The following is a 24,175-nucleotide window of genomic DNA, read 5'->3' as shown; positions in this document are numbered from 1 at the left end:
CGCGGGAAATTCCCCGCCAAGAACAAGGGCAAACCATGGCCGACAGGCACGGGTCGCTTCAGGACCTGTTTCTCAACTCGCTCCGCCGGTCGAAGACGCCGGTCACCATGTTTCTGGTCAAGGGCGTCAAGCTCCAGGGCATCGTAACGTGGTTCGACAACTTCTCGGTGTTGCTGCGCCGCGACGGACAATCGCAACTCATTTACAAACACGCCATTTCCACCATCATGCCCGCCGGTCCCGCCGACCTATCGTCGGTGATTCAGGCTGCATCGGAAAACACGTCCAAGAATGCGCCGTTGCAGGAAATCTTCCTGAACGCGGTTCGCAAGGCGCAGGAGAACGTCACCATGTTCCTGGTGAACGGCGTCATGCTGCAGGGGCAGATCGCGGCGTTCGACCTGTTCTGCATGCTGCTCCAGCGTGAGGGCATGTCGCAGCTTGTCTACAAGCATGCCGTTTCGACCATTCAGCCTGCCAATCCGCTGAATCTGGCGGAAGAACAGGCGTCGGGAGCGGACGAGGCTTGAGCACCGGTTTCGATCGCGACGCGCAGGAGTTCGCGCGCGGCGCAACGGCGATCGTCGTCCTGCCCGACATGGGCGGGTCGGCGCGCGATGCCGACGCCCGGCTGGAAGAGACAGCCGGGCTGGCACTGGCTATCGGCGTGGAGGTTCGCCACCGCGTGCCGTTCCGCGTCCGTGCGCCTAAGCCGGCGACGCTGCTCGGCAGTGGTCAGGTCGATCAATTGGCCGCGATCGTCCGCGACGAGGATATCCAGCTGGCGGTGTTCGACGCGGCATTGACGCCGGTGCAGCAGCGCAATCTGGAGACGGCGCTGGGTTGCAAGGTCATCGACCGGACCGGCCTGATCCTCGAAATCTTCGGCGAACGCGCCCGGACGGCCGAGGGGCGGTTGCAGGTCGAACTGGCGCATCTCGATTATCAGGCTGGTCGACTGGTCCGCAGCTGGACCCACCTTGAACGCCAGCGTGGCGGATTCGGCTTCCTCGGTGGGCCGGGCGAAACCCAGATCGAGGCTGACCGTCGCCTGATTCGCGATCGCATGGCGCGGCTGCGGCGTGAACTGGAGGGCGTATCGCGCACCCGGACGCTCCATCGCGACCGGCGACAGCGTGCGCCCTGGCCTGTCGTCGCGCTGGTCGGCTACACCAACGCCGGCAAGTCGACGCTGTTCAACCGGCTGACCGGTGCGGACGTCATGGCTGAAAACCTTTTGTTTGCGACCCTTGATCCGACGCTGCGCCAAGTGTCGTTGCCCGGCATCGACAAGGCGATCCTGTCGGACACGGTAGGCTTCGTGTCGGATCTACCGACGCAGCTGGTCGCGGCCTTCAAGGCGACGCTCGAGGAGGTCGTGTCCGCAGATCTGCTCGTGCATGTCCGCGACGTTGCACATCCCGATACCGAAGCGCAGGCAACCGACGTCGAAGCCGTGCTGACCGAGATCGGCGTCGACGAAACCACGCCCCGGATCGAGGCGTGGAACAAACTCGATCTATTGGGCGACGAAGACCGTACCGAGATGCTGGGCGAAGCGGCGCACCGTGGCGACGTTGTCGCACTCTCGGCGCTGACCGGGGAAGGGGTCGATCGGCTCGTTCGCACCATCGGCGATCGGTTGACGCAGGGACATCGCCGCTATCGCATCGCGCTGGCTCCCGAGGACGGCGCCAGCGCCGCTTGGCTGCATGCGCATGGCGAGGTTACCGATCATTGGATCGACGAGGATCGCGCTTTGTACGATGTCCGCATGGCACCGGCCGATTACGACCGGTTTCTGACGCGCTGATCGTCGATCGGTATCGTTAACCGGGGGTTAGCGATACCGTCTTACTCGGTAGGTCAGGCCTTGGCGCGCTTCCACGCCGCTTCCTTTTCGGCAAGGGTACGGTCGGCGAAACCAGAGTCCTCGGCTTCCATCATCTTGAAGCGGCGTTCGAACTTACCATTGGCGGCGCGCAGTGCCGCTTCGGGATCGACGCCCATATGCCGCGCCCAGTTGACGACCGAGAACAGCAGGTCGCCGATTTCCTCGAACTGCGCTTCGGTCGTTGCTGCCTGTTCGACTTCGGTCAATTCTTCGTCGATCTTTGCGCGCGGACCGCTCGCATCCGGCCAGTCGAACCCGACACGGGCGGCACGCTTTTGGAGCTTTTCGGCGCGAGCAAGGGCGGGCAGGCCGAGGGCAACCCCGGCCAGCGCACCATCCTGTCCCGGTTTTCGGAGGCGCTCGGCGGCCTTGACCTGTTCCCAGAGGTAATGTCCGCCGCTTTCGCTGTCACCGAAGATATGCGGATGGCGTCGCTCCATCTTGTCGCTGATCGCGTCGACGACATCGCGCAAGGCGAACTGGCCGGCTTCCTCGGCGATGCGGCTGTGGAAGACGACCTGAAGCAGCAGATCGCCCAATTCATCCTTCAGGTCCTCGATATCGCCACGTTCGATCGCGTCAGCGACTTCATAGGCTTCCTCGATCGTATAGGGCGCGATGGTCGCGAAGGTCTGCGCACAATCCCATTCGCAGCCGCGTTCGGGATCGCGCAGGCGCGCCATGATCGCGACGATGCGCCCGACCGTGTCGAACGGCATCTGCAGAGGGGCGGCGTCGAGCGGTTCCAAACCTACCTCCAAAACCAAGCAGCGGCAAAGCCGATAATAAACATTATGTAAAACTGTCGGCTTCGAGGATGAGGGTGCCGCGTTCAACACGCCAACTCCCTAGCCGCGACAGGAAGTTCATCCCGATGACGTCGAGGTTGCCGAATGCTGGTGCGATGACCACCGGCAGATCGCGCGTTTCCAGCGAGCCGATCCGAACGGTTTCGATACGTCCGCGTGCCGCTTCGACCATGCCGTTCGCGGTCGTAATGATTACCGGCGGCACACGGCGCGGTTTGACACCGATAGCTTGCGCGGTCGCTTCGGAAATTGCGGTCGTCGTCGCGCCACTGTCGATCAGCATGCGCCGCTCGACGCCGTTCAGGCGCGCAGTTGCGTAGAAATGCCCGTCAGGCGCCTGCCGGATCCGGACGGTATCGCCCTCGACCATCTGTTCGGTCAGGCCGAGTTGATTGCCGAGGCCGGTCGCGAGTTCCGACAAACGCGACCGGTTGCTGAAGGCAAGATACAGGACCGCAGCGATGCACGCCCAGCCGATGACGGCACGTAGCACGGCGCGTGCGGGCGGCCGCCGGACGAGCAAAGACGACAGCGGCAGGGTCAAGGCCAACAGCCCGAGCAGGACATAGATGCCGCGGTCGTCGCTCACAGCGTCAGCTCGAGGCCGTCATAGCCCGGTTCGACCCCAAGCGGCAGGCTTCCCGACAGCGTCATGTAATCCATCGAATGATCCATATGGATCAGGACCGTCCGCTTTGCCTCGCACTGTCGTGCGAAGGCCAATGCCTCATCGAGCGACGGATGCGTCGGATGCGGTGCGATCCGAAGGGCGTCGACCACCAGAATATCGACCCCGTGGTAGAGTTCGGCCATCGCGGGCGTAACTGCGCTGAAATCGGTCGCATAGCCGATCGCAGCGCCATCGGCGTCGAACCGTAGCCCGGCTGAAACGATCGACCCATGCGGTTGATCGGTGCAGGTCACCGCGATCGGACCGATCATCGTTCGATCGGGCAGCACGTCGGCGGTCACGGTCGCACGATACCCCTGCCGCCCGGCGAAAACATAGTCGAACCGGGCCTTCAGGCTGTTCAGGGTATCGGCACGGGCAAAGCCCCGGACCGGCGCGCGCTGATTATGGAAAAGCTGCCGCAAATCGTCGATGCCGTGGCAGTGATCTGCGTGATCGTGCGTCCACAGCACCGCATCGACCGTCGCGACGTTCGCCGCCAACAGTTGCTCGCGCATGTCCGGACCGGTGTCGATCAGGATGCGCGTTCCATCATGCTCGACCAGCGCCGACACCCGCGTACGGCGGTTGCGCGGTTCGTTCGGGTCGCAGGCGCCCCAATCATTGCCGATCCGCGGCACGCCGGACGACGTGCCCGAGCCGAGAATGCGAATCTTCACGCCCGCGTTTTCGCGAACAGCGTGTGGAAATTATCACGGGTCGCGTCGGCCAGTGCTTCCGGTTCGTCGCCTCGCAACTGCGCCAGGAAGCGGCAGGTGTCGGCGACGAAAGCCGGCTCCCCCTGCCTGCCCCGATGCGGCACGGGCGCCAGAAACGGCGCGTCGGTTTCGATCAGGAGCCGTTCCTTGGGCAGGTCCTTCGCGACCGCCTGCAACGCCTGCGCGTTTTTAAATGTCACGATACCCGATATCGAGATGTAGAAGCCAAGATCGAGCGCGATTCTCGCGAGTTGAGCCGACCCGGTGAAGCAGTGCAGGACGCCCGGAAAGACCCCCTTCCCCAGTTCATCACGCAGGATCGCTGCGGTGTCCTCTTCGGCATCGCGGGTGTGTACCACGATCGGCAGGCCGGTTTGGCGACAGGCAGCGAGATGCGATCGAAAGCTGGCCTGTTGCGCGTTGCGGTCGCTGTGGTCGTAATAATAATCCAGTCCGCTTTCGCCGATCCCGACGACGCGCGGATGGGCCGCTCGGGCGACGAGCCGCGCGGTGTCCACATCGGGGTGCTGGTCGGCTTCGTGCGGGTGGATGCCGACCGTCGCCCAGACATCGGGCTCGCGCTCGGCGGTGGCCACGACGGCATCCCATTCGCTTTCGCGCGTCGAGATGTTGAGCATGGCCACCACGCCGGTGTCGCGAGCGCGGGCCAGAACGTCGCCCTGCACTTCGGCTACGCCCTTGTAATTCAGGTGGCAGTGGCTGTCGGCCAGTTTCATGCCGGTTCGGTCTCCGCGATCGTCAGTCGGGGAAAGATGGGGGTAGGCGGTTCGATGCGGAAGCCCGCCGCGCGTGCGTCTTCGTACCAGCGATGATCGCCCAGCGCATCATGCCCCCGCCCTGCCTGATTCAGTAGCTCAAGCAAGGCGTTGGCGGACGTCGGAACGACCGGCACGATCGTGATCGCGAGGTCGCGGATCGCGCGGACCAGCGTTCCAAGGACCGCGTGCATGCGCTCCGGGTCGGTCTTGCGCAGCGACCAGGGCGCTTGCACGTCGATATATTGGTTGCAGGCGAAGACGCCGCGCATCCAAGCCTCAAGTGCCTGACTTAGCTGGAAGTTGGCGAAGTTGCCACGGAAGGCACTGGTTGCCTCGGCGATCTGGGACAGGAGTTCGGCGTCGGCGGGGTCGCCGCGGCCGGGTTCGGGAAGCGCGCCTTCCAGATTTTTCGCTATAAATGAGAGGGTTCGCTGGGCGAGGTTGCCGAAGCTGTTGGCGAGGTCGCTATTGGCCCGGGTAACGATCGCTTCGTCGGAAAAGGTGCCATCCTGACCGAAGCTGACATCGCGCAGCAGGAAATAGCGCAACTGGTCGACGCCGTAGAGGCGGGCAAGCGCCATCGGATCGACCACGTTACCGGTCGACTTGGACATTTTCTCGCCGCGGTTGAGCAGGAAGCCGTGACCGAACACCGTTTTGGGCAGTGCCAACTTCGCCGACATCAGGAAGGCGGGCCAATAGACCGCGTGGAAGCGGACGATATCCTTGCCGATCAGATGCAGCGCCGCCGGCCAGTAATGATTGGGCGTATCGGGGTAGCCGGCACCGGTCAGATAGTTGGTCAGCGCATCGACCCAGACATACATGACGTGGCCGGGGCTGTCGGGCACCGGCACCCCCCAATCGAAGCTGGTGCGCGATACCGACAAGTTGGTCAGACCGCCCTCGACGAAGCGCAGTACTTCGTTGCGGCGGCTTTCGGGCTGGATGAAATCGGGGTTGGCGGCGTAGAAATCGAGCAACGGCTGCTGATATTTGGAGAGGCGGAAGAACCACGTCTCCTCGGCCGTCCATTCGACCGGCGTACCCTGCGGCGACAGGCGCACCCCGCCCTCGCCATCGGTCAGTTCCTTTTCCTCGTAAAAGGCTTCGTCGCGGACCGAATACCAGCCTTCATAGCGGTCGAGATAAAGGTCGCCGGCATCGCGCATCGCGATCCAGATCGCCTGCGACGCGGCATAATGCTGCGGTTCGACGGTGCGAATGAACCGGTCGTACGAGATGTTCAATTCACCGGCCATGTCGTGGAAATAACCCGACATCTCATCGGCCAGCGCGCGCACCTCGACACCGCGGTCGCGCGCGGTCTTGACCATCTTCAGCCCGTGTTCGTCGGTGCCGGTCTGAAAGAACACGTCGCGCCCGGCCTGCCGTTGAAAGCGGGCGATGGCGTCGGCGGCGATCATTTCATAGGCGTGGCCGATATGCGGCCGGCCGTTCGGATAATGGATCGCGGTGGTGATGTAGAAGGGATCGGACATGGTCCGAGGCTCTAGGCGAAACGTTGGCCCTGCGCCAGTCGGGCAACGAGGCCCGCCATTTCGAACACCGTCGTTTCCGCCACCAGCGATAGCGCCGGTGCCATCGACGCCAGCGCGCGCGCCTTGTCGTACGTGTCGAGCGCGTCGCGCAGCGCCGGTCCTGTCCGGGTGCAGGCGGTAGCGGCAATGAATGCGGGCGCGCGGTCGAGGAAGACTGCGTAGCGCGGCTGCGCGGTCTTGCCGGCCAGCGACTTGGCAAGACGCGAGCGGATGCGGTTGTCGGGGTCGCCGGTTTCGGCAATCTCCGACAGGTCGCGGTCGAGCGCCGCCACCGAAAGTCCGGCATAGGCGAGCGCACGGCCGGGCGAGCCATCGGCGGCCGCGACCAGCGCCGCGATCTCGGCCGGTTCAGTTTCGGGCAGTTGCGTGGCGACGACCGCCGCGACCTGATCGTCGGTCAGCGGTTCGAAGCGCAATTGGCGGCAGCGCGAGCGAATCGTCGGCAGCAGCCGCCCGGGCGAATGGCTGACCAGCAGGAAGATCGTGCCGACCGGCGGTTCTTCGAGGTTCTTGAGCAGCGCGTTGGCGCCGGGGCGTTCGAGGTCGTCGATCGCGTCGATCACGATCACCCGCCGCGACGACAGCGCAGGCTTGGTCGCGAACAGCGGTTGCAGCGTGCGGACCTGATCGATCTTGATGCTACGGGCGATATCCTGATCGGGCTTGTCCGGGTCCTTGGGCAAACGGACCAGTTCGCGATAGTCGGGATGCGCGCCAGCGGCAATCAACGTCGCGACGCGGTGGTCATCGCCGATCTGCCCATGCATCCGACTGCGTCCATCGAGTGCGGTGGCAAGCAGGCGCAGCGCCATGTCGCGGGCGAAGCTGCCCTTCCCCACCCCTTCGGGGCCGCTCAGTAGCCAGGCATGGTGCAGCGATTCCCCTTCGGCAGCGGCGATGAACGCCTGCCGCGCGGCATCATTGCCGATCGGAGTCATGGCAGCAGGTCGGCGATCGCTTCGATCAGGCGCGCCGTGACCGCCGACACCTCGCCCGACGCATCGACACGGCGCACTCGGTCGCTTTCGGTCTCCGCGATCCGGTCGAAAGTCGCCGCGACCGAGCGATGGAATTCGTCGCCGCGCGCCGCGAACCGGTCGGCCGCCTCGCCATCGCGGGCGCGGGCACGCGCGTCCCCTTCCCCATCGGGCAGCGTCAGCAGCAGCGTGCGATCGGGCAGCAGCCCGCGCGACCCGAAGGCGTGGAGCGCGAGGATCGCGGCATCGTCGATCCCCTGCGCACCCTGATAGGCGCGTGTGCTGTCGATGAAGCGATCACAGATCACCCAGCTTCCCGCCGCGACCAGCGGGTTGATGTGCTTTTCGACATGATCGGCGCGGGCAGCGGCGAACAGCAATGCCTCGCTATGCGCGCTCCAGCGGCGCACCTCTCCCTGCATCAGCAGATCGCGGATCGCCTCTGCCCCTTCGCTGCCGCCGGGTTCGCGGGTCAGCACGGCGTGGATGCCGCGCGCCTCCAGCGCGGCAACCAGCGCGCGGGCCTGGGTCGATTTGCCGACCCCTTCCCCGCCCTCCAGCGTCAGGAACCGCCCCGCGCTCAAGCGAACAGCGAGGTCAGGCTTGCCCAGACGCGACCGAAGAAGCCCGCTTCGGCCACGTCCTTTTCGGCGACCAGCGGCATACGCTGTTCACCGGTATCGGGCGACGAGATCACCAGATCGGCGATATGCTGGCCCTTGGCGATCGGCGCCTTGATCGGGCCGGTATAGACGACCTTCGCAGTGATCGGGCTGTTGGTGCCGGCGGGCATGGTCACGGTCAGCGCCTTCGGCGCGACGAGGCCGACGGTCGAGGAATCTCCCAGCTGCACCTCGGCCGTCTCGACCTTCTTGCCCGCCGCGACGATCGGGCGAGCGCGCCATGCGCCGAAGCCCCAGTTCATGAACTTGACCGATTCGGCGATACGCTGGTTCGAGCTGGTCAGGCCGGCCAGCACCATCACCAGACGGCGGCCATCCTGTTCGGCCGAGCCGGTGAAGCCATAGCCGGCTTCCTCGGTATGGCCGGTCTTCAGGCCATCGGCGCCGCGCACCCGGCCGAGCAGCGGGTCACGGTTCGCCTGCGTGATCGCGGCACCCTCACCCAGCGTCTTGCCCCAGGTGAAATCGGTCTTCGAATAGAATTTCTTGTAGAGTTGCGGGTGGTTCTGAATCGTCGCGCTGGCGAGCTTGGCCAGGTCGCGTGCGGTCACATAGGTGCGCCCTTCGTCGGGCCAGCCGTTCGACGTGCCGAAATGGCTGTTGGTCAGGCCCAGTTCCTTGGCCCGCTGGTTCATCAGGTTGGTGAAGGCTTCTTCCGACCCGGCGATCTTTTCGGCGAGCACCACGCAGGCATCGTTCCCCGACAGCACGATGATGCCGTACAGCAGGTTTTCGACGCTGACATTCTCGTTCACCGACAGGAACATCGTCGATCCGGCCTGCGGACCGTGCCACTTCTTCCACGTCTCGGGCGACACGGTCGCCATGTCGTTGAGCTTCAGATCGCCCTTCTTGATCAGGTCGAATGCGACATAGGCGGTCATCATCTTCGCCATCGATGCCGGCGGCATCCGGCGATCGGCGTCCTTGGCATAGAGCGTCGCGCCCGACGACAGGTCGGTCATGAACGCGACCGGGGCCGGCGTGTCGAACGGCGGCGCGGCGGCGATACCGGGCGTGGCGATGGCGATGGCGGCGATGCTCGAAAGGGCGATCTTACGCATGGGGCACGTGGTTCCGTTCAGTCCTGGGCGATGATCCGGGCGTCGGCGAAGCCGCGACGTGCGATGGCGGCACGGGCGGTTTCGGCGGCGGCTCGGGTAGTGAATGGGCCTGCCTGCACCCGGTACAGCCTGCCCGCCGAACGTACAACGCCATCGACGGTTTTTGCGAGGGTTGCGGCACGGTTGGCGTCGGACAGGGCGGCGACCTGGACGAACCAATGGCCGGTGGCGGCAGGTTTCGTGGCGGCGACGGGGGACGTCGGGCGCGCCGTCGGTTTGGGGGGCGTGCTGACCGGGGTCGGCTCCGGCGTGGATCGAGGCGGAACCGGGCGCGGTGGCGCACCGGGCTGCATGGCGGGCGTTTGCGTCGTCGGCAGTCGTCGCCGTAGCGCCGCCAGCAACGACGGGGGCGCGGCGAGGCGCGATACTTCGGTGCCGGCGCGGATCGCCGCTTGTTCGGCAGGCGATGGCACGGCGGGGCGAATGCGGATCGTCGGCGCTGACTGATCGAAGACGCCCAGCGCCTTTGCCGCGGCGTTCGACAGCAGGGCTACGTTGCCGGCTGGCAGCGACGGATCCTGTTCGACCTGCAGCACGATGGTCCGGCCGTCGTCCAGCCTGGTCACTTCGGCATAGCTGCCGTCCGCCAGGCTGCGGTGCCGCACGGTCATGGCCGGGGCTGCGAAGGTGCCGGCCACCCCGACCTCGTCGAGCAATTGCGCATGGATTACCGGCGGTGCGTCGGGCGGCACGGCCTGTCCGGCGAGCATCAGCAGCAGCGCCGCGAGGCTCATTGCGCGACCGCGTCCGCCAGCAGCCCGACCGACAGCGCGTAATAATTCGAGCAGTTATAGTCGAGGATCACGCGGTAATTGCCCGTCAGCAGATAGGCGGTCGCACCGGGACCATCGGGTTCGATCAGCGTCGCCTGGATCGTCGGGTCGAGCCGCCGCCCGTCGCTCGGCACCACGCCCAGCGCCTGCCACTCGGCGAGCGTGCGCCACTGGCTGTGTCGTTCGAACACGCGGGGGCAGCGCGGCGACAGGGTGCGCGGGGTCAGGATCGACCGGTCGAACCCGGCGGGCACCTGCACCGCGAAGCCCCAGGGCTGGCCGGGCCGCCAGCCGGCATCGACGAAGTAATTGGCGATCGACGCCAACGTATCGGCCGGGTTCGACCAGATATTGGCGACGCCATCGCCATCGCCATCCCGCGCGAGGCGGAGATAGATCGACGGCAGGAATTGCGGATAGCCGAACGCGCCGGCCCAGCTTCCCTTCAGTCGTTCGCGCGGCACGCCGCGATCGATCATCTTCAGCGTGGCGATGAATTCGGGTTCGAACAGGCTGCGGCGGCGCCCTTCATAGGCGAGCGTGGCGAGGCTGCGCGGCAGGTCGAAATCGCCGGTATAGCTGCCGTAATTGGTTTCGTGCCCCCAGATGGCGACCATCACCGATTCCGGCACGCCTGTCTGTTGCTCGATCGCCGCCAGCCGCGTGCGCTGTGCCTGATAGGCGGCGCGGCCGCGATTGATCCGCGCGGCATCGACATGGCGGATACGGTACGGGGCGAAGCGCGAGACGGTGGTCGTCGTCGACGCACCGGGCTGTTGCCGGTCGAGCTCGACGACGCGGGGATTATAGGTGAGCGTCGGCAGGACGGAATCGATCGTCTCCTGCCGCACGCCCTGCGCGCGCGCGCGCAGCGCGACCTCGCGCATATAGGCGTCGAACCCGGCCGCATCCTGCGCGACCGCCGACCCTCCCGCCATCAGGGCAAGGACCGCCGCCAACCCCGCTTTCGCAATACGCATACACAGCCCTCCGCTACGCCGATCTTTTGGCACAGCAGTGCGGGCGGATGAACCCCCTCCTGCGACAAAGGCTTGCACAACGACGCCGACCCGCATTAGGCGCAGTCGGCCGAGGAAGAGTGTCCGAGTGGTTTAAGGAACCGGTCTTGAAAACCGGCGAGGGTGTAAGCTCTCCGTGGGTTCGAATCCCACCTCTTCCGCCAATGCCGCCTTCGGTACGGCGGTCGGGCGCAACGCGACGGCGGGATCGCACGTTCTGGCCGCCATGCCATTCGATCCCGATGCAACCGCAACCGTCATCACCAGCCGTGCGATCCGTGCCGGGCATGAGCAGGATTTCGAACGCTGGGTCGAGCGGCTGAACGATCTGGCGAGCGCCGCGCCGGGCTATCGCGCGGCGATCCGGCTGGGACAGACCGCCGGATTTCAGCATTTGCTGTTCCGCTTCGACGACGTCGCCGCTGCCGAAGCGTGGCAGCACAGCGATGCGGTGATGGCGCATGCTGCGGTCGCCGATGGTTTCTCGACCGCGCTGCGCCAGATCGACAGCGGCAACCGGGTGGTCTTCGAAGTGCCGAGCGATGCCAGTGCGAGCAAATGGAAGCGGTTCGTGACGACGTGGCTGGCGGTGTTCCCCGTGCTGCTGCTGGTCAGTACCGTCGTGCGGATGGTGCTGACCGACGTGCCGCTGCCGTTCCAGCTTGTGCCGTCGTCGCTGATCCTGACGGCGACGCTGCAATGGATCATCCTGCCGCGGCTGCAGCGCTATACCCGTTTCTGGTTGTTGCAGGACGGGTCCGGCCGGCTGCAGACGTCGCCGGCCGAATGATCCACGGGTCGGGTCGGGTCAGTCGGGCCGGAAGCCCTTGCCCGGGCGTGGTGCGCCGCCGATGCTGAAGGTGGCGTGGTTGCCGCCTTCCGAACTCGACCCGACCCAAAAGTCGAACGTGCCGGGATCGATCACCCAGCCTTTCGCAGCTTTACTCCAATATTGCAGGCTGCGTTCGTTCAGCTCGAAGCGGACCGTCCGCTGCTCGCCGGGGCGCAGCGACACGCGTTCGAACCCTTTCAACTCGCGCACGGGGCGCGATGCCCGGCCCGCCTGTTGGTGGATATAGAGCTGCACCACTTCGTCGCCGGGGCGGCTGCCGCGATTGGTCACCGGCACCGATACGACGACCCGCCCGCCGGGGGCCATGGTCGCGCTGTCGAGCATCGGCGCGCCGATCTCGAACGTCGTGTAGCTGAGGCCGTAGCCGAACGGGAATTGCGGCGTCGACGGAATGTCCCAATAGCGCTTGCCCTGATCCTTGGGCGCATGGGTCGTGTTGTGCGCATAATAGATCGGCACCTGCCCGACGCTGCGCGGCCAGGTCACCGGCAGCTTGCCGCCGGGATTGACGTCGCCGAACAGCGTGCGCGCGATCGCGGTGCCGCCGCGCGTACCGCCATACCAAGCGTGGAGGATTGCCGGCGCGCGCTCCAGCACCGTGCCCAGTTCGAGCGGACGGCCGCTGATCGTCACCACCCGCACCGGCTTGCCGGTCGCCAGCATTGCCTCGAACAGGCGCAACTGGTCGCCCGGCAGCTTCAGGTCGGAGCGCGACGCCCCCTCCCCGCTCATATCCTCCGCCTCGCCCAGCGTCAGGACGATCAGGTCGGAGCGCTTGGCCAGTGCCACCGCGCGGTCGAACTCGCTGGCGGCGCGCGCCGCGTCCCAGCGCGGTTCGGGCTTGGCCGCGCCCGAAATCGTGATCGCCTCGAACATCGACGGCACGTTGCGCTTGAGCTGGACGCCCGGCGCGGTCTCGACGGTCGCGGTTGACCCCAGCCGGTCGCGAACGCCCTCGAATACCGTTACCGTTTCGGGCAAGTCATACTGAAATGCCCAGGGGCCGAGCATGTCGCGCTTCGAATTGGCCATCGCGCCGATCACCGCGACCCGCTTATGCGCGCCCGCCACCAGCGGCAGGGCGTCGCCCTCGTTCTTCAGCAGCACGAACGACCGTTCGGCCGCCGTCTGCGCTTCGCGGCGATGAGCGGGGTCGGCGAGCGTCACCTTCGCCTGCGCCTCGTCGACATAGGGGCGCTCGAACAGCCCCATGCGGAATTTTCCGATCAGGATACGGCGGACCGCGCGGTCGAGTACCGCTTCCTTCAGCCGTCCCGCACGCACCGACGCCGCCAGCGTTTCGGCGGAGGCGGCGGGGCCGAACGACATTTCCATGTCGTTGCCGGCATCGATGCTGCGCACCGCCGCATCGGCCTCGTCGCGGGCGAAATGCTGGATCGCCTGATTCTTGGTGCCGTTGGCGTCGGACACGACCCAGCCGTCGAAACCCATCTGGTCGCGCAGCACGTCGGTCAGCAGCCATTTATTGCCGACGGCGGGCACGTCGTTCAGGTCCATATAGGCGCTCATGACGTTGCCCGCCCCCGCCTGCACCGCCGCCGCAAAGGGCGGCAGGATGACGTTATAGAGCTGCGATTCCGACAGATAGACGCTGTCGTAATCGCGTCCGCCCTCCGCCGCGGCATAGCCGGCAAAGTGCTTGGGGCCGGAGACGAGATGGCCGGGCGCACCGATCGCCGCCCCCTGAAACCCCTTTACCTGCGCGCGCGCCATCGCCGATCCGAGGAACGGGTCCTCGCCCGCCCCCTCGACGATCCGGCCCCAGCGGGGGTCGCGGGCAATATCGACCATCGGCGCGAACGCCCAGTGGATGCCGACCGCGCGTGCCTCGGCAGCGGCAACAGCCTGCGCCCGCTCGACACCCGCCGGGTCCCATGACGCGGCATTGGCGATCGGCACCGGGAAGATCGTGCGAAACCCGTGGATGACGTCGTATCCGAAGATCAACGGCACCTTCAGCCGGGTCTCCTCGACGGCCACGCGTTGCAGCCGGTTGATGACGGCGGGATCGGTGACGAACAGCAGCAACCCGACCTTGCCGCTCTTCACGATCGGCGCGAACTGTTCGAACGCGCCGAACATGAATTGCTGCGAGACCTGCCCGGCCTTTTCCTCCAGCGTCATCGCGCGCAGCAGCAGGTCGGCGCGCTGTTCGGCACGCAACCGCGCGTTCATCCACGGTTGCGCCGCCGTCCCCGCCTGTCGCGCGGCAAGCGGAGCGCTGGCCGCGCCTACCCCCGCCGCCAGTGCCAATGCCCCAGCGGCCACCATCATCCTGCGCATCGTGATCCTCCCCCCGTTCACCATCTTACTTCTTGACCGGAACGGTAGCGAGGTCGCGGTCGATCGTCGCGAGCAACGGGTCGGTGAACTGGTCCGGCAGATAGGTCTGCAAGCCGTACAGCGTCGTGCCACGCGCCATGTCGAGCTGCGGGTTCTTGAGGAAGGCTGGGACATGCCGTTCGAGCACCGCACGCGTCGCGGGATTGTCGAGCAGTTCGCCGATCGGCGTCGTCAGCGTGGTATAGCGCCCCGACGCCTTGGCCGCCGCCAATGCCTGCGACAGCCGGTCGATATCCGCGCCCCATGGATCGCGCGCGACCACGACCTTTCCGTCAGCGGCGAAGTCGGCGAGCGTGTCGTTGGCGCGGGTATAGCGCGGCCAGTTGGGCAGCGCGCCGCCGTTCGGATCGCCGCGCTTGACGAAATTGGCGAGATAGCTGCTCATCGCCTCGCCGACACCCTCGTCCTTCGCGGTCGTCTGCGCGCCATATTTGATGGCGGTGTTGTCGAAGAAATAAGGGATGTCGGTCGCGTGCTGCGCCCCGCCCTGCCCGATCGAGTCCGCGACATAGGAGAAGCGATAGCCCCAGACCGGCACGCCCTTGTCGGCGATCATCGCCGATGCCTCGCGCCCGCCGGCGATCATGAAACCGCTCTTGCCGCCGATATCGGCGCTGGTCGCCCCGATCATCATCGGCATCCGGGCGAAGCGGTCCTGTTCATATGCCTTGCGGACATCGACCACGACCTTGCCGTCGACGAACGGCCCCGAATTGGTCGGCGGTGCGCCGTTACGCCCGGACATCTGCGCCATGTTCAGCCCGTCGAGCACATCCTCCGCCGACAGCGCGCGCAACCGTTGCAGCGCGTCGGGCGCGGCGGGATCGATGCCCTTGGTCCGGGCGAAGTTGCCGCCGATTTTCTCGACATCCGCCAGCGTGTTGCCGGTGAACGCCTTGGCATCGCCGCCCGACATCACCACCGCCTTGTTGAACAACCCCTTCGCCTCGGGAGAGGTGACCAGCGCATGGACCGAGATGCCACCGGCACTCTCGCCCGAAATGGTCACGTTCGCCGGATCGCCGCCGAACGCCGCGATGTTGCGCTTGACCCATTGCAGCGCCGCGACCTGGTCCATGATCCCGTAATTGCCCAGCCGCCCGCCATCGGCGTTCGCCGCGGTCAGTTGCGGCAGCGCGAAGGTGCCGAAGCGGCCGACACGGTAGTTGAAGCTGACGAACACCACGCCCTTCTTGGCCATATTCGCCCCGGCATAGGTCGGCGGCGAGGCGCCGCCGTTCACGAAGCCGCCGCCATAGATCCAGACCAGCACCGGCAGCTTGCCCTTGGCGCCCGCCGGCCGCCACACATTGGCGTAGAGGCAGTCCTCGGCCGGCGTCGTGCCGAGCGGGGCGGCGTCGCTGGGGAAGGGTTTTTGCATGCAGTCGGAACTGTACTGCGTGGCGTCGCGCACGCCGGTCCATTTCGCCGCCGGTTGCGGCGCGCGCCAGCGCAGCGGGCCGACCGGCGGGGAGGCAAAGGGGATACCCTTCCAGCTTTCGATGCCATCGGCGATCTGTCCACGGACGGCGCCGTTATCGGTGCGGATCGTCGGGCGGCCGGGCTGGGCGCTGGCGGGAGTGGCGGTCAGCGCGGAGGCGATCAAAAGGGCGATGGTGGCGCGGTGCATCGGGGCGAATTCCTCAAGCTATGGGGGTACGGGAAGCAGCGTGAAGCCGCGGCACGATCGGGACTGTCGACGGCAAGCCCGTTCGCGACCAGGAGGCGAGCGGTAGAGACGGCGGTGAACCGGGTGCGCTGAAACCAGCCGCGGCGAAGTGCGCCTCGCCGATTCGGACGGGACCGATATCGGACGAGGTCAAGGCTGGCTCGTCGTTTCAGGCGATGTTGCGAGAACGGGCGACGCCAGCGCACGGGGCACAGGGCTGGCACGCGCGGAACGAGTCCGATGACCTGGCACGGCAACCTCCCCTGCAATGCTGGCCGACCGGTCGTCGGCTCGTGTCGATCGGGCCGGCCGCCTTCGCGCCCGGTCCGTCCGGTTCAGCAGCTATCAGGCATAGCATATGATGAGAAGGATGTATTTCTGGCGGCGATCAAACTCTTGGGACCGCCCATAATGTTTGTGGTCGAACTCGACCGGTTGAGGTTGCGCTCCCCCTTTCGCGGCTGCGTCGCTCCGTCCCCCTCCCGGAGGGAGAGGGATAAACTCAGCGAGGGTGGCGGATGACGCTTAGTCTTTCGACTTGGATTCTCGCGAGCGGATACGCGCCCACATGCCCTGCTGGGTCGCCCACAGGAAACTGCCGGGCCGGACGGGGTGGTCGCCGGCGGGTCCAAGAGTAAAGATGAGATTCTCCGCACGGCAGGGAGCGATGCCGGACAGCGCGCCGACCTGCGGACTGTTTAGCACCCACGGTGCCGGTCGGAGCATGGCGCCGTGGACGACGATACCATGCTGGCGCGGCTTGTCGTTCGCGCCGAGGACGCGCAGCACCACACGGTCGCCCGCATCGCCCGTGAGGATCGGGTGCGGCACCAACGGGCCCGATTGTGCGATCTTGCCCGAATGGACCGGATACGCCTGGTAATTGATCGCTTTCTGTCCGCAATCGACGGGGTCCAGCCCCGGTTCGACGTCGGGCATCGGCGCATGGTGGCTGCCGTTGACGAAGAAGCGCAATCCGTCCTGCATGAACCAAAAAGTTTCGCGTGCGAAAAGCGTGCCGTCCTTCGTGCGCAAGTCCGCCGCGAAGCTGGTCCAGCCGTCCGGCTCCGAACTTTGCGAGCCCGGTGCATAGGGATGTAGATCTGGGGGCAGCACGACAAGGGCGCCGATCAGTCCGTGATGGCGGTGGTGGCGAATGTCGGCCATGTCGTGGAGATAGCAGACCTGCCCGAGGTCGTGTTCGGTAGCTGCCTGCGGCGCGAGCTTGGCGTCGGCCCACCACCAATATTCGCGCCAATTGCGTCGCCCGGTGTGATCGGCACGGGTCACGACGCCGCCGGTCGCGAGGGTGTCGGCGTCGGGCGGCTGGAGATTGCCGCCGTGCATGCCGTGCGCATCGTCGCGCTGCCGCCGCGCTGCGACGGTGCTATCGGGATTGCGTCCGACATAGCTGCCATCGTTCGCCGTCACGTCGTACCGGACGAGCGCGGCGTGCAGCGAGGCCCGCGGGCTGACCGTCCGCCGGTCGGGATGGCCGAAGCGGTCGCGATGCTCGACTGGCACCCGCGCGGGCGATGCTTCGGTGCCGAAGGGTTGCTGGCCCCGGCGCCTGCGATTGCGATCGTCGTCGTCCGCTTCGAGAATGTCGTTGACCAGGATGACGCGGACCCATTCGCCGGCCAGCGCGCGCAGGACCAGCGGCTCCGTCGTCGTCGGCTGCTTCGCCAGCAACGCCTCGAAACCCTTTGGAGCGGGAGCGGCGCTGTCACCGGAAGCGACAGCCGCCTTGCTCCCCCTGTCCTGCTCGATCGTCAGTTCCTCGTCGATCGCCTGCTCCACCTCGGCGCGGCTGCACGGGATCGCGCGGTAGATCAGTCCCCATGGATCGGTCAGGACATCGCCGACATAGCGATGCTCGTGGCGCTGGGCCGCCACGACATAAACGCGCTCCGTGTCGCGGTCGGGGGCTAGCGGCGCCGTCGACGCGCGGCCATCGGGTGCGGGCAGCAGCGGGAAGGTGTCCTTATTGTCCGGCGTCGGCGGCAGGACGCGGACGAGGCCCCAATTGCCGAGCCAGATGTCGTCGAGCGTGCCGAAGTGCCAGAGATGATCCCCCGTGCCATAGGCCGACGCGTCGGCCGGGTTGATGTCGAGCGTGAACGCCTCCGAGATGCCGAGCGTCTGCTGGTTGACCAGCGGCGCCTTCCCATTGCCCCAGTCGCGCCGCCAGCGCAGGCCGTGGGCGGTGAAGCTGTGCTGTTCCTCGTGCGATCCCTGCAACAGCCGGATGCGCAGCCGTTCGCCGGGATAGGTAAGGATGATCGGCGTATCGGGATCGCCCTCGGCGCCGGCGAAATTCTGCTTGTCGCGTACGGCGGAACTGAACCACGCCGACGGGTCGTTGCCGCGAAAACGTAGCGGCGCGCAGCGATAATTGACTCCCATGACCCCCGGGTCGCTCATCCCCGACAGGATCGGCGGCGGGTTCAGCGCCTTGCCATGGCGATTGAGCAACGGGACATAGTCGGCGACGGCCAAGCACGCCTCGCGATAGGGCGGCAGGTTGCTCTTTTTGGGCGGCTCGATGACCGCCTGCGCCTCGCTCCAAGCCGTCTCTTTGCGGTCGCCGTGACGCCACCATTTCGACCCGTGCGGCTGTACCATCAGCGCCGAGAACAGCCCCCGCCGCTGCCGGAAATTGGCGAGCAGATGATCGTGGAAGAAACAGGGACCGAATTCCTCGTCCACCACCCAGCGATGCAGGCTGACGTTGCGCATCTTGCCCGGACCATTGGCGCCAACCGCCTGCGGCGCGCTGGCACCCGACAGATAGTTCCAGCCGGTCGAGGAACCGTCCGCCGCCAGCACGTCGAACTTCACGAGGTGGACGTGCAAGCCGCATTCGACCGGCAATTGCGCGAAATCATATTGATCCGCGTTGAAGGCGGGCAGGACGTTGTGCTGTCGCCATTCGACGATATCGCCGTGATTGGCGCGGGGGAATATGGGTTCGGGATTGGCTTTAGGATCGTGTCGGAAGGTTTCCGTTCGCTCGACCTTATACTTGCCCCCGACGACCTTTTCCTCGATCGTCGCCTGTATCAGCCGATAATGGTGGCCGCGCGGGTCATACCATCCGTCGACATTGTAGGCGGTACGGTCGTGGCGGACCTCGATATCGTACGTAATCTTTCGCTGTATTCCCCCATTGAGCTTCGCGTTCCACTTTTCGGCAAGGCCGTCCAGATCGACGAACAGCGCGCCGGGCGAACTGCCGTCGCGACAGTTCGGAGCCATCGCAGCCCGCTCCAGATCGGTGGCGTCGGGCATCTCCAGCAAGTCCCGGCGACCGTTGCGGTGTTCGGGTATCGCAGCCGGCGGCGGCGGCGACTTGGCCGGGTAGGTGCCGCCGACGAACCAGGGAAAGCCGGGTTGTTCGTCGGTGGAAACAGGCGGGGCCTCGCGGTCCGGCAAGGGGACTAGCGGCGGGCAATAGCTGCCGTCGGGATAGGCACGCCTGCCGTCGACCAACCGGTCGTAGCTGCGCCACAGGCCCCACATGCCGTGATGGAAATGCGGGTAGAGGTGGCAGTGCCAGACGATATCGCCGATCGCATGCTGGCGGCTGCCCGAGCCGAACAGGGGGTCGATCGTCATTGCCGTCTGCGGGCTGATCGTGATCGAATCGAGCAGTTGCGAACCCTTGCCGGTTGGCGCGCCGGTGCCCGGCGCATAGGCGTCGGCGACAGGCACCGACGGAGGTGCGGTGTCGTTGGCGACCGCGCGCCATTCATGCACGTGGAGGTGATAGACGTGCGTCTCCTTGACGCCGGCATGGATCAGCCGGACGCGGCAGGGATCGCCGGCATAGGCGCGCTGCACATGGGTGACCGGGTCGCCGAACAGCCAACTGCTGTGATGCTGCTCTTCACCCGCGATCTTTTCGAGCCATTTGCCGTCCTTCGTCCGCGCCGTCAGGAACACCTCGTCCAGTTCCTCGGACAACTCCCAGCCGAATGCCCTGAGATCGATTTTCGGCCCGAGTTCGTCCGGCTTGGCGGGCGTCTGGTGAACCAGTTCGCGCATCCGGTGCGGCAGGCGATTGTGCATCGGCGCGGCACGGTAGGACAGCGGCATCAGCGAATGGTCGCCGACCGTGTGCAGGCCCGAATGGATTTCGGGTTCGTCGTGAATAAAGACGCAGAACTCGCGGAAGCAGCGCTTTACGCCGTCCGGCCGTTCCCAACTATCGTCTTCCCGTTTCTCACCAACATTCTTTCGGTCGGTCTCAAGGTCGATATAGGGATGGTCGCCGATATTGGCAGTGCGCGTTTCTGGATCGATGATAACGTCGAGAAATGCGGCCCAAGGGCTATCGGTAATGGGTTCGCCGGTTTGCGGATCGAGCCATCGAGTTCCAGCCGGCTCGGCGATCAGCGCGCCGAACAGGCCATGGACGTTGGTGCCGTTTTCGTTGCCGCGGACATCGGCTATGTCGTTGATCGGCCACACGCCTTCGGCACCGAGCTTCAGCCCGATCGAAACTGACTGACCCGGGCCGGCGATTGCGGGACTGGTGGCATGACCCTGTATGAACAGGTCGATGGTACGGTAGCTCAGCTCGTTGTGAAGTTCGATGATGACAGGGTCGCCGACGCAACCGCGCAGCACCAACGGGCGCAACATTGGCAATGGTTTTAACGGGTTGAACCGGTCAAAAGGTTTGTTTGGCGGCGATGTAGCAGCGCCCGCCGACGATCCCGACCCGCCCGGTCCGGAGGGAAGATAGTCATTGAAGATCAACCGGGGGATCCAGACCGGGTCGACCCGGCCCTTCGCGGCAGCGTCCTGCAACGCCTGGCTGCCGGCGGAGGTGTCATGCCGGACGAACCAGGCATCGATCGCATCGTCGATGATCTTTTCCTGCACCAACCAGTGGTTGCGCAGGTCGTCGCGTTGTCGAGCGGTCAGGCTGGCGAGGCGCACCGGCCGGGGGACGGCCCGCTCCTCCGCATCGGCGAGCGCGCTTTGCACGCCGCGCCGCTCGACCGGATCGTAGCGTTCGTCGGTCGTATCCCATTGCGGCAGCCCGCCGGTACGTTGCAGGTCGGTCAGCGCGATCGTCAGTTCCGCCAGCGTCCGTTCGAAATTCATCCGGACGGCACGATCGCGGTCGGTGGCATGATAGCGGCGCTGGTCGTCGGGTTCGTGGTGCGGATCGCTCAGATAATGGTGGCAGCCGTCCCCCTCCCCCGACAATTCGCGCGCGATGGTCCGGGCAAGCAGCGCCTGATCCTCGGGCGTGCCGACTCGCAGCCGCTCGACCATATGGTTCAGGCGTTCGAGCAAATCGATGACCAGTCGTGCCCGCTGGCGGCGGTGATGCAGGCGCGGCAGTGTTTCCGGCCCCTCTTCCGCGCCCGGCTTGCCGTCATACCACAGGTCGCGGCACCATTTGAGCAGCGGCACCAGCGCCTGCGGCATGAAGACCATGCCGTTGGGATCATGGTCACCCTCCGGCGTATAGACCACCGGAACGGAGATTGCGGCGATGCGGAAGGTGCGCGCCATGATCGGTCTCCTCAAAGCATCAGAAAAAGGCGGGTGGAATGGCCCCCGTCAGCAGCAGCATGCCGATCGCGATGGCGAAGCCGGCCTGAATCGGGATCAGCCGCCGGGTCGATGGCAGCAACCGCTCGAGCGTCATGAACAGCGCCGCCGCCACCATGATCGGCAGCATCAACGCCCCGACCAGCACCGTCAGCAGCATCGTCGCCCAGCAACATCCGACGCAGATGACGCCGTAGCGGGCACCGACATCAAGCGAAGAGCGGAGCGGGCGCGCATCCCGCCAGCGCAGCATCATGAGCGCGGTCGGGCTGCGACATGCGTCCATGCACGCCATCTTGAGCGACGAGAATTGGAACAGACCCGCCGCGATCGCTGCCAGCCCGCTGGCAAGGTCGGCGCGCTGCATCCCGATCGGGAGCAACCGCAACCCGGCGCGCAGCAGCGTACCCCCGGCGAACAGCATGACACCCGCGGCGATCCAGATCGCGACGAAGGCGCCGAGCATCAGCAGCAGCGCCCGGCGCCCGTCGCCATGCCCTGCGAGTAACCGCAACCCTGCGCGCAGCAGCGGCAGCGCCGGCGGCAGCATCATCGCGATCACCATCAGCGCCCAGCCGAGCATCCAGTTGGCGAAACCGGTTCCGGCGAGATCGGGGGCGTGGCCGCAGAAACGCACCAGCCCGCGCAGTTCGACCGGCAGCGCGGCCAGCGTCGGTGAGATTGGCGCGGTCATGAGTGCGGCATGCAGCGCGATGACCCCGATCCAGCCGAGCACGGCCGCGCCCAATACCGACAACGCGAGGCGGATCGAGCCAATCGGGTCGCGGACGGTGTCGAGCATCGTCAGACCGATGCCGACACGGCTTGCGGCTTGTCCTCGCTGTCGGACGACGCCAGCTCGTAGCAGAATTTGCCGCGCATGCCCGAGCGTCCGCGAAGATAGAGCGGCCCTCCGGGCAGGGCCGCGACGTCGACCGTCAGGTCGCCCATCGTCTGGACCCGCACCTCGCCCGAGCCGATACCCAGTTGGTCGGTGAGGGCCGCGTTGCGTAGCGTCATCGGGGGGCGTGCCTCTGCGAACTTTTTGTCCTCTCCTTCGGCCTTGGCGATCCGTCGCTTCTCGACGATCACCTCGACAACGAAGTCCTTCTGATCGAACGTAGAGGAGATCGTTGCTTCCTGGACATCAAGGATATCTCCGAGGAGCTTGCCCAGCGCGTCCAAGCCCGAAAACGCCTTGCGCAGCGCTTCGAACGCGTCCGCGTTCTTACCTGCGTCGATGAAGAAGATCGCCTGCCCCCGGCTGCGGGCCGCGTGAAAGGCCGCTGCCGCGACGTGCATCCCGCCGACGGGAATATCGTCGATCTCGGAGCCCTCGGCGAACGACCAGAGATAGAGACCGCTGCAATGGTCCTCGTCGGGCACGTCGTTGACCCAGCAGGGGCAGACGGTGAAACAGTCGCAACATTCGACGAAATCGCCGGTCAGTTTATAAGACATGGTGGCTCCCGTTCATTTGCGGATGCGCAGCAGCGGATTGGCGGCCTTGCCCGACGCGGTCGTGATCTGCAGCCGCGACGCCGGCCCCGGGACCGGCTTGCCGGGACCGATCAGCGTCTTGCGGACCTCCCACGCCCCGGTCGCGTCAGGAAAGCCGCTGCCCAGCGGCTCCCCGGCAAAGGTCACGTCGACCCGGTCAGACTGGAACCCGCCCGCACCGTCCGCCATCGCCACCGGCACCAACTGTCCGCGCACCCGGAACTGCGCGCGCGAGGAACGATAGTCCGCCCCCAATATCTGGAACGCGACCGGTCCACCGGGCGGGGGCGGCGGCAGGCTGTCGCCGGTGCCGGCACGGCGGCCCTGGACGGTAAACAGCGCCTTCGCGACGCGATCGGGGCCGGCGGCGTCGGCGCTGCCCTGTTCGATGCCGGGGCCGTCGATCTCGACATGATTGCGGAACGGGCCGCCGACGACGGCATGTTCGGTAATGCCGTCGCCGATATGGTTCGGCGGCTGGGCGCCCGACCAGACGAGGAAGGGCGCGATCTCCCCGGAGGTCAGCACCCGCGCCGGGTCGTGCTCGCAGATGCCGAGGTCGCAGGTATAGGATACCCGCCCGCCTTCGTCCGCCTCCAGTTCTTTGGTCTCGCCATAGGGATGCCGCACGACATAGGTCGCGCCGGGGACCACATCGTCGATCCGGACGCGCAGGCGCGAGAAGACGACAGCCGGGTTGGCCACGCCGGGAACGGCCTCCTGCTCGCCATCGCCGCCGAACGCCGCCTCCAACGCCATGATGACGCGCGCGCGTCCGACCTCGCCATGCCCGCCGACCTCCAGTCGCGCCTCGGCCATGAAATAAAAGGCTTCCTCAGGGAAGTTGTGCGGAAAGGCGACGGGCGCGGCCGGCGTCTGCAATTCGCCGATCGCGGGGGCCATCGGGTCGGGCCGGGTGACCAGTTCCAGCCGGATCCCATTTCCGTCCTCGAACCATTCGGGAAACGCGCTCCCCGGAGCGATCGGCCCGGATTGCGACAGACGGTGCGGGTTTCGTGTTGCCATGGAGTTTCCCCCGACGACGATGCGACCAGACGCATCGCCGCGATACTTGCGGACGCGCAATTCTGCACAGGCTACGCAGTAAAAAATACTACTCCAAATGGCGTATGATTTGATGTCATCAGCCGATTCGAAGATTCGCTTATCTTGAATACTATGGTTTTACTGCGCCTGGACAGACCAATA

General features: G+C 66.0%; 19 protein-coding genes and 1 tRNA gene. 4 read left to right on the top strand and 16 right to left on the bottom strand.

Features of this window, described 5'->3' with window-relative positions; all coding sequences use genetic code 11:
• Nucleotides 1–8 precede the first annotated feature (8 nt).
• Nucleotides 9–530 (top strand): RNA chaperone Hfq, encoded by a 522-nt coding sequence (gene hfq / locus ACZ1JS_RS05795; protein WP_345876323.1) that lies wholly within the window; start codon nt 9–11, stop codon nt 528–530.
• Nucleotides 527–1,813: a GTPase HflX gene (gene hflX / locus ACZ1JS_RS05790; protein WP_465168116.1), complete on the top strand. Its 1,287-nt coding sequence runs from the start codon at nt 527–529 to the stop codon at nt 1,811–1,813. The genes hfq and hflX overlap by 4 nt, the downstream gene beginning before the upstream one ends.
• A 53-nt stretch (nt 1,814–1,866) precedes the next feature.
• On the opposite strand, the gene mazG is transcribed toward hflX, so the two are convergent.
• The 10 genes from mazG to ACZ1JS_RS05740 all read right to left on the bottom strand — a co-directional run bounded on the left by mazG (nt 1,867) and on the right by ACZ1JS_RS05740 (nt 10,970).
• On the bottom strand, nt 1,867–2,613 hold the full coding sequence (mazG, locus tag ACZ1JS_RS05785; RefSeq protein ID WP_465168636.1) for a nucleoside triphosphate pyrophosphohydrolase: 747 nt from the start codon (nt 2,611–2,613) through the stop codon (nt 1,867–1,869).
• Nucleotides 2,614–2,686: 73 nt separating this feature from the next.
• Entirely contained in the window at nt 2,687–3,292 is a 606-nt protein-coding gene (locus tag ACZ1JS_RS05780) for a retropepsin-like aspartic protease family protein (protein WP_465168115.1), read from the bottom strand.
• Nucleotides 3,289–4,053, bottom strand: coding sequence for an MBL fold metallo-hydrolase (locus tag ACZ1JS_RS05775; RefSeq protein ID WP_465168114.1), 765 nt, complete (start codon nt 4,051–4,053; stop codon nt 3,289–3,291). Before ACZ1JS_RS05775 ends, ACZ1JS_RS05780 begins: the two co-directional genes overlap by 4 nt.
• Nucleotides 4,050–4,829 carry a TatD family hydrolase gene (locus tag ACZ1JS_RS05770; RefSeq protein WP_465168113.1) on the bottom strand — a complete coding sequence of 260 codons (780 nt, stop codon included), beginning with the start codon at nt 4,827–4,829 and terminating at the stop codon, nt 4,050–4,052. Before ACZ1JS_RS05770 ends, ACZ1JS_RS05775 begins: the two co-directional genes overlap by 4 nt.
• On the bottom strand, nt 4,826–6,373 hold the full coding sequence (gene metG / locus ACZ1JS_RS05765; RefSeq protein WP_465168112.1) for a methionine--tRNA ligase: 1,548 nt from the start codon (nt 6,371–6,373) through the stop codon (nt 4,826–4,828). The genes ACZ1JS_RS05770 and metG overlap by 4 nt, the downstream gene beginning before the upstream one ends.
• Before the next feature lie 11 nt (nt 6,374–6,384).
• A complete protein-coding gene (locus ACZ1JS_RS05760; RefSeq protein WP_465168111.1) occupies nt 6,385–7,371 on the bottom strand; it encodes a DNA polymerase III subunit delta' in 987 nt (328 codons plus the stop codon).
• The gene (tmk, locus tag ACZ1JS_RS05755; protein WP_465168110.1) at nt 7,368–7,994 is read right to left on the bottom strand and encodes a dTMP kinase; all 627 of its coding nucleotides are present in this window, start codon (nt 7,992–7,994) and stop codon (nt 7,368–7,370) included. Before tmk ends, ACZ1JS_RS05760 begins: the two co-directional genes overlap by 4 nt.
• On the bottom strand, nt 7,991–9,157 hold the full coding sequence (locus ACZ1JS_RS05750) for a D-alanyl-D-alanine carboxypeptidase family protein (protein ID WP_465168109.1): 1,167 nt from the start codon (nt 9,155–9,157) through the stop codon (nt 7,991–7,993). Before ACZ1JS_RS05750 ends, tmk begins: the two co-directional genes overlap by 4 nt.
• A gap of 17 nt (nt 9,158–9,174) precedes the next feature.
• On the bottom strand, nt 9,175–9,951 hold the full coding sequence (locus ACZ1JS_RS05745) for an SPOR domain-containing protein (protein WP_465168108.1): 777 nt from the start codon (nt 9,949–9,951) through the stop codon (nt 9,175–9,177).
• The gene (locus ACZ1JS_RS05740; protein WP_465168107.1) at nt 9,948–10,970 is read right to left on the bottom strand and encodes a lytic murein transglycosylase; all 1,023 of its coding nucleotides are present in this window, start codon (nt 10,968–10,970) and stop codon (nt 9,948–9,950) included. Before ACZ1JS_RS05740 ends, ACZ1JS_RS05745 begins: the two co-directional genes overlap by 4 nt.
• A 113-nt stretch (nt 10,971–11,083) precedes the next feature.
• Between ACZ1JS_RS05740 and ACZ1JS_RS05735 the strand changes: the two genes are divergently transcribed.
• Together ACZ1JS_RS05735 and ACZ1JS_RS05730 are read left to right on the top strand one after the other, a co-directional pair.
• Nucleotides 11,084–11,173 (top strand) — tRNA-Ser (locus ACZ1JS_RS05735).
• On the top strand, nt 11,146–11,799 hold the full coding sequence (locus tag ACZ1JS_RS05730; protein WP_465168106.1) for a hypothetical protein: 654 nt from the start codon (nt 11,146–11,148) through the stop codon (nt 11,797–11,799). The genes ACZ1JS_RS05735 and ACZ1JS_RS05730 overlap by 28 nt, the downstream gene beginning before the upstream one ends.
• 18 nt (nt 11,800–11,817) lie before the next feature.
• Here ACZ1JS_RS05730 and ACZ1JS_RS05725 read toward each other — a convergent pair whose 3' ends face one another.
• From ACZ1JS_RS05725 to ACZ1JS_RS05700, 6 genes are all read right to left on the bottom strand, one after another.
• Entirely contained in the window at nt 11,818–14,166 is a 2,349-nt protein-coding gene (locus tag ACZ1JS_RS05725) for a glycoside hydrolase family 3 N-terminal domain-containing protein (protein ID WP_465168105.1), read from the bottom strand.
• A 25-nt stretch (nt 14,167–14,191) separates the two neighbouring features.
• Nucleotides 14,192–15,856: a carboxylesterase/lipase family protein gene (locus ACZ1JS_RS05720; protein WP_465168104.1), complete on the bottom strand. Its 1,665-nt coding sequence runs from the start codon at nt 15,854–15,856 to the stop codon at nt 14,192–14,194.
• Nucleotides 15,857–16,420: 564 nt separating this feature from the next.
• Nucleotides 16,421–21,427, bottom strand: coding sequence for a multicopper oxidase domain-containing protein (locus ACZ1JS_RS05715; RefSeq protein WP_465168103.1), 5,007 nt, complete (start codon nt 21,425–21,427; stop codon nt 16,421–16,423).
• A 19-nt stretch (nt 21,428–21,446) separates the two neighbouring features.
• The gene (locus tag ACZ1JS_RS05710; RefSeq protein ID WP_465168102.1) at nt 21,447–22,268 is read right to left on the bottom strand and encodes a DUF2182 domain-containing protein; all 822 of its coding nucleotides are present in this window, start codon (nt 22,266–22,268) and stop codon (nt 21,447–21,449) included.
• Between the two features lie 2 nt (nt 22,269–22,270).
• A complete protein-coding gene (locus ACZ1JS_RS05705; RefSeq protein WP_465168101.1) occupies nt 22,271–22,927 on the bottom strand; it encodes a DUF1326 domain-containing protein in 657 nt (218 codons plus the stop codon).
• 12 nt (nt 22,928–22,939) lie between these two features.
• Nucleotides 22,940–23,992 carry a hypothetical protein gene (locus tag ACZ1JS_RS05700; RefSeq protein ID WP_465168100.1) on the bottom strand — a complete coding sequence of 351 codons (1,053 nt, stop codon included), beginning with the start codon at nt 23,990–23,992 and terminating at the stop codon, nt 22,940–22,942.
• Nucleotides 23,993–24,175 lie beyond the last annotated feature (183 nt).

It is taken from the genome of Sphingomonas sp. BL-S-05 (assembly GCF_055521695.1).
This window is presented reverse-complemented; position numbering and strand designations above follow the sequence as displayed.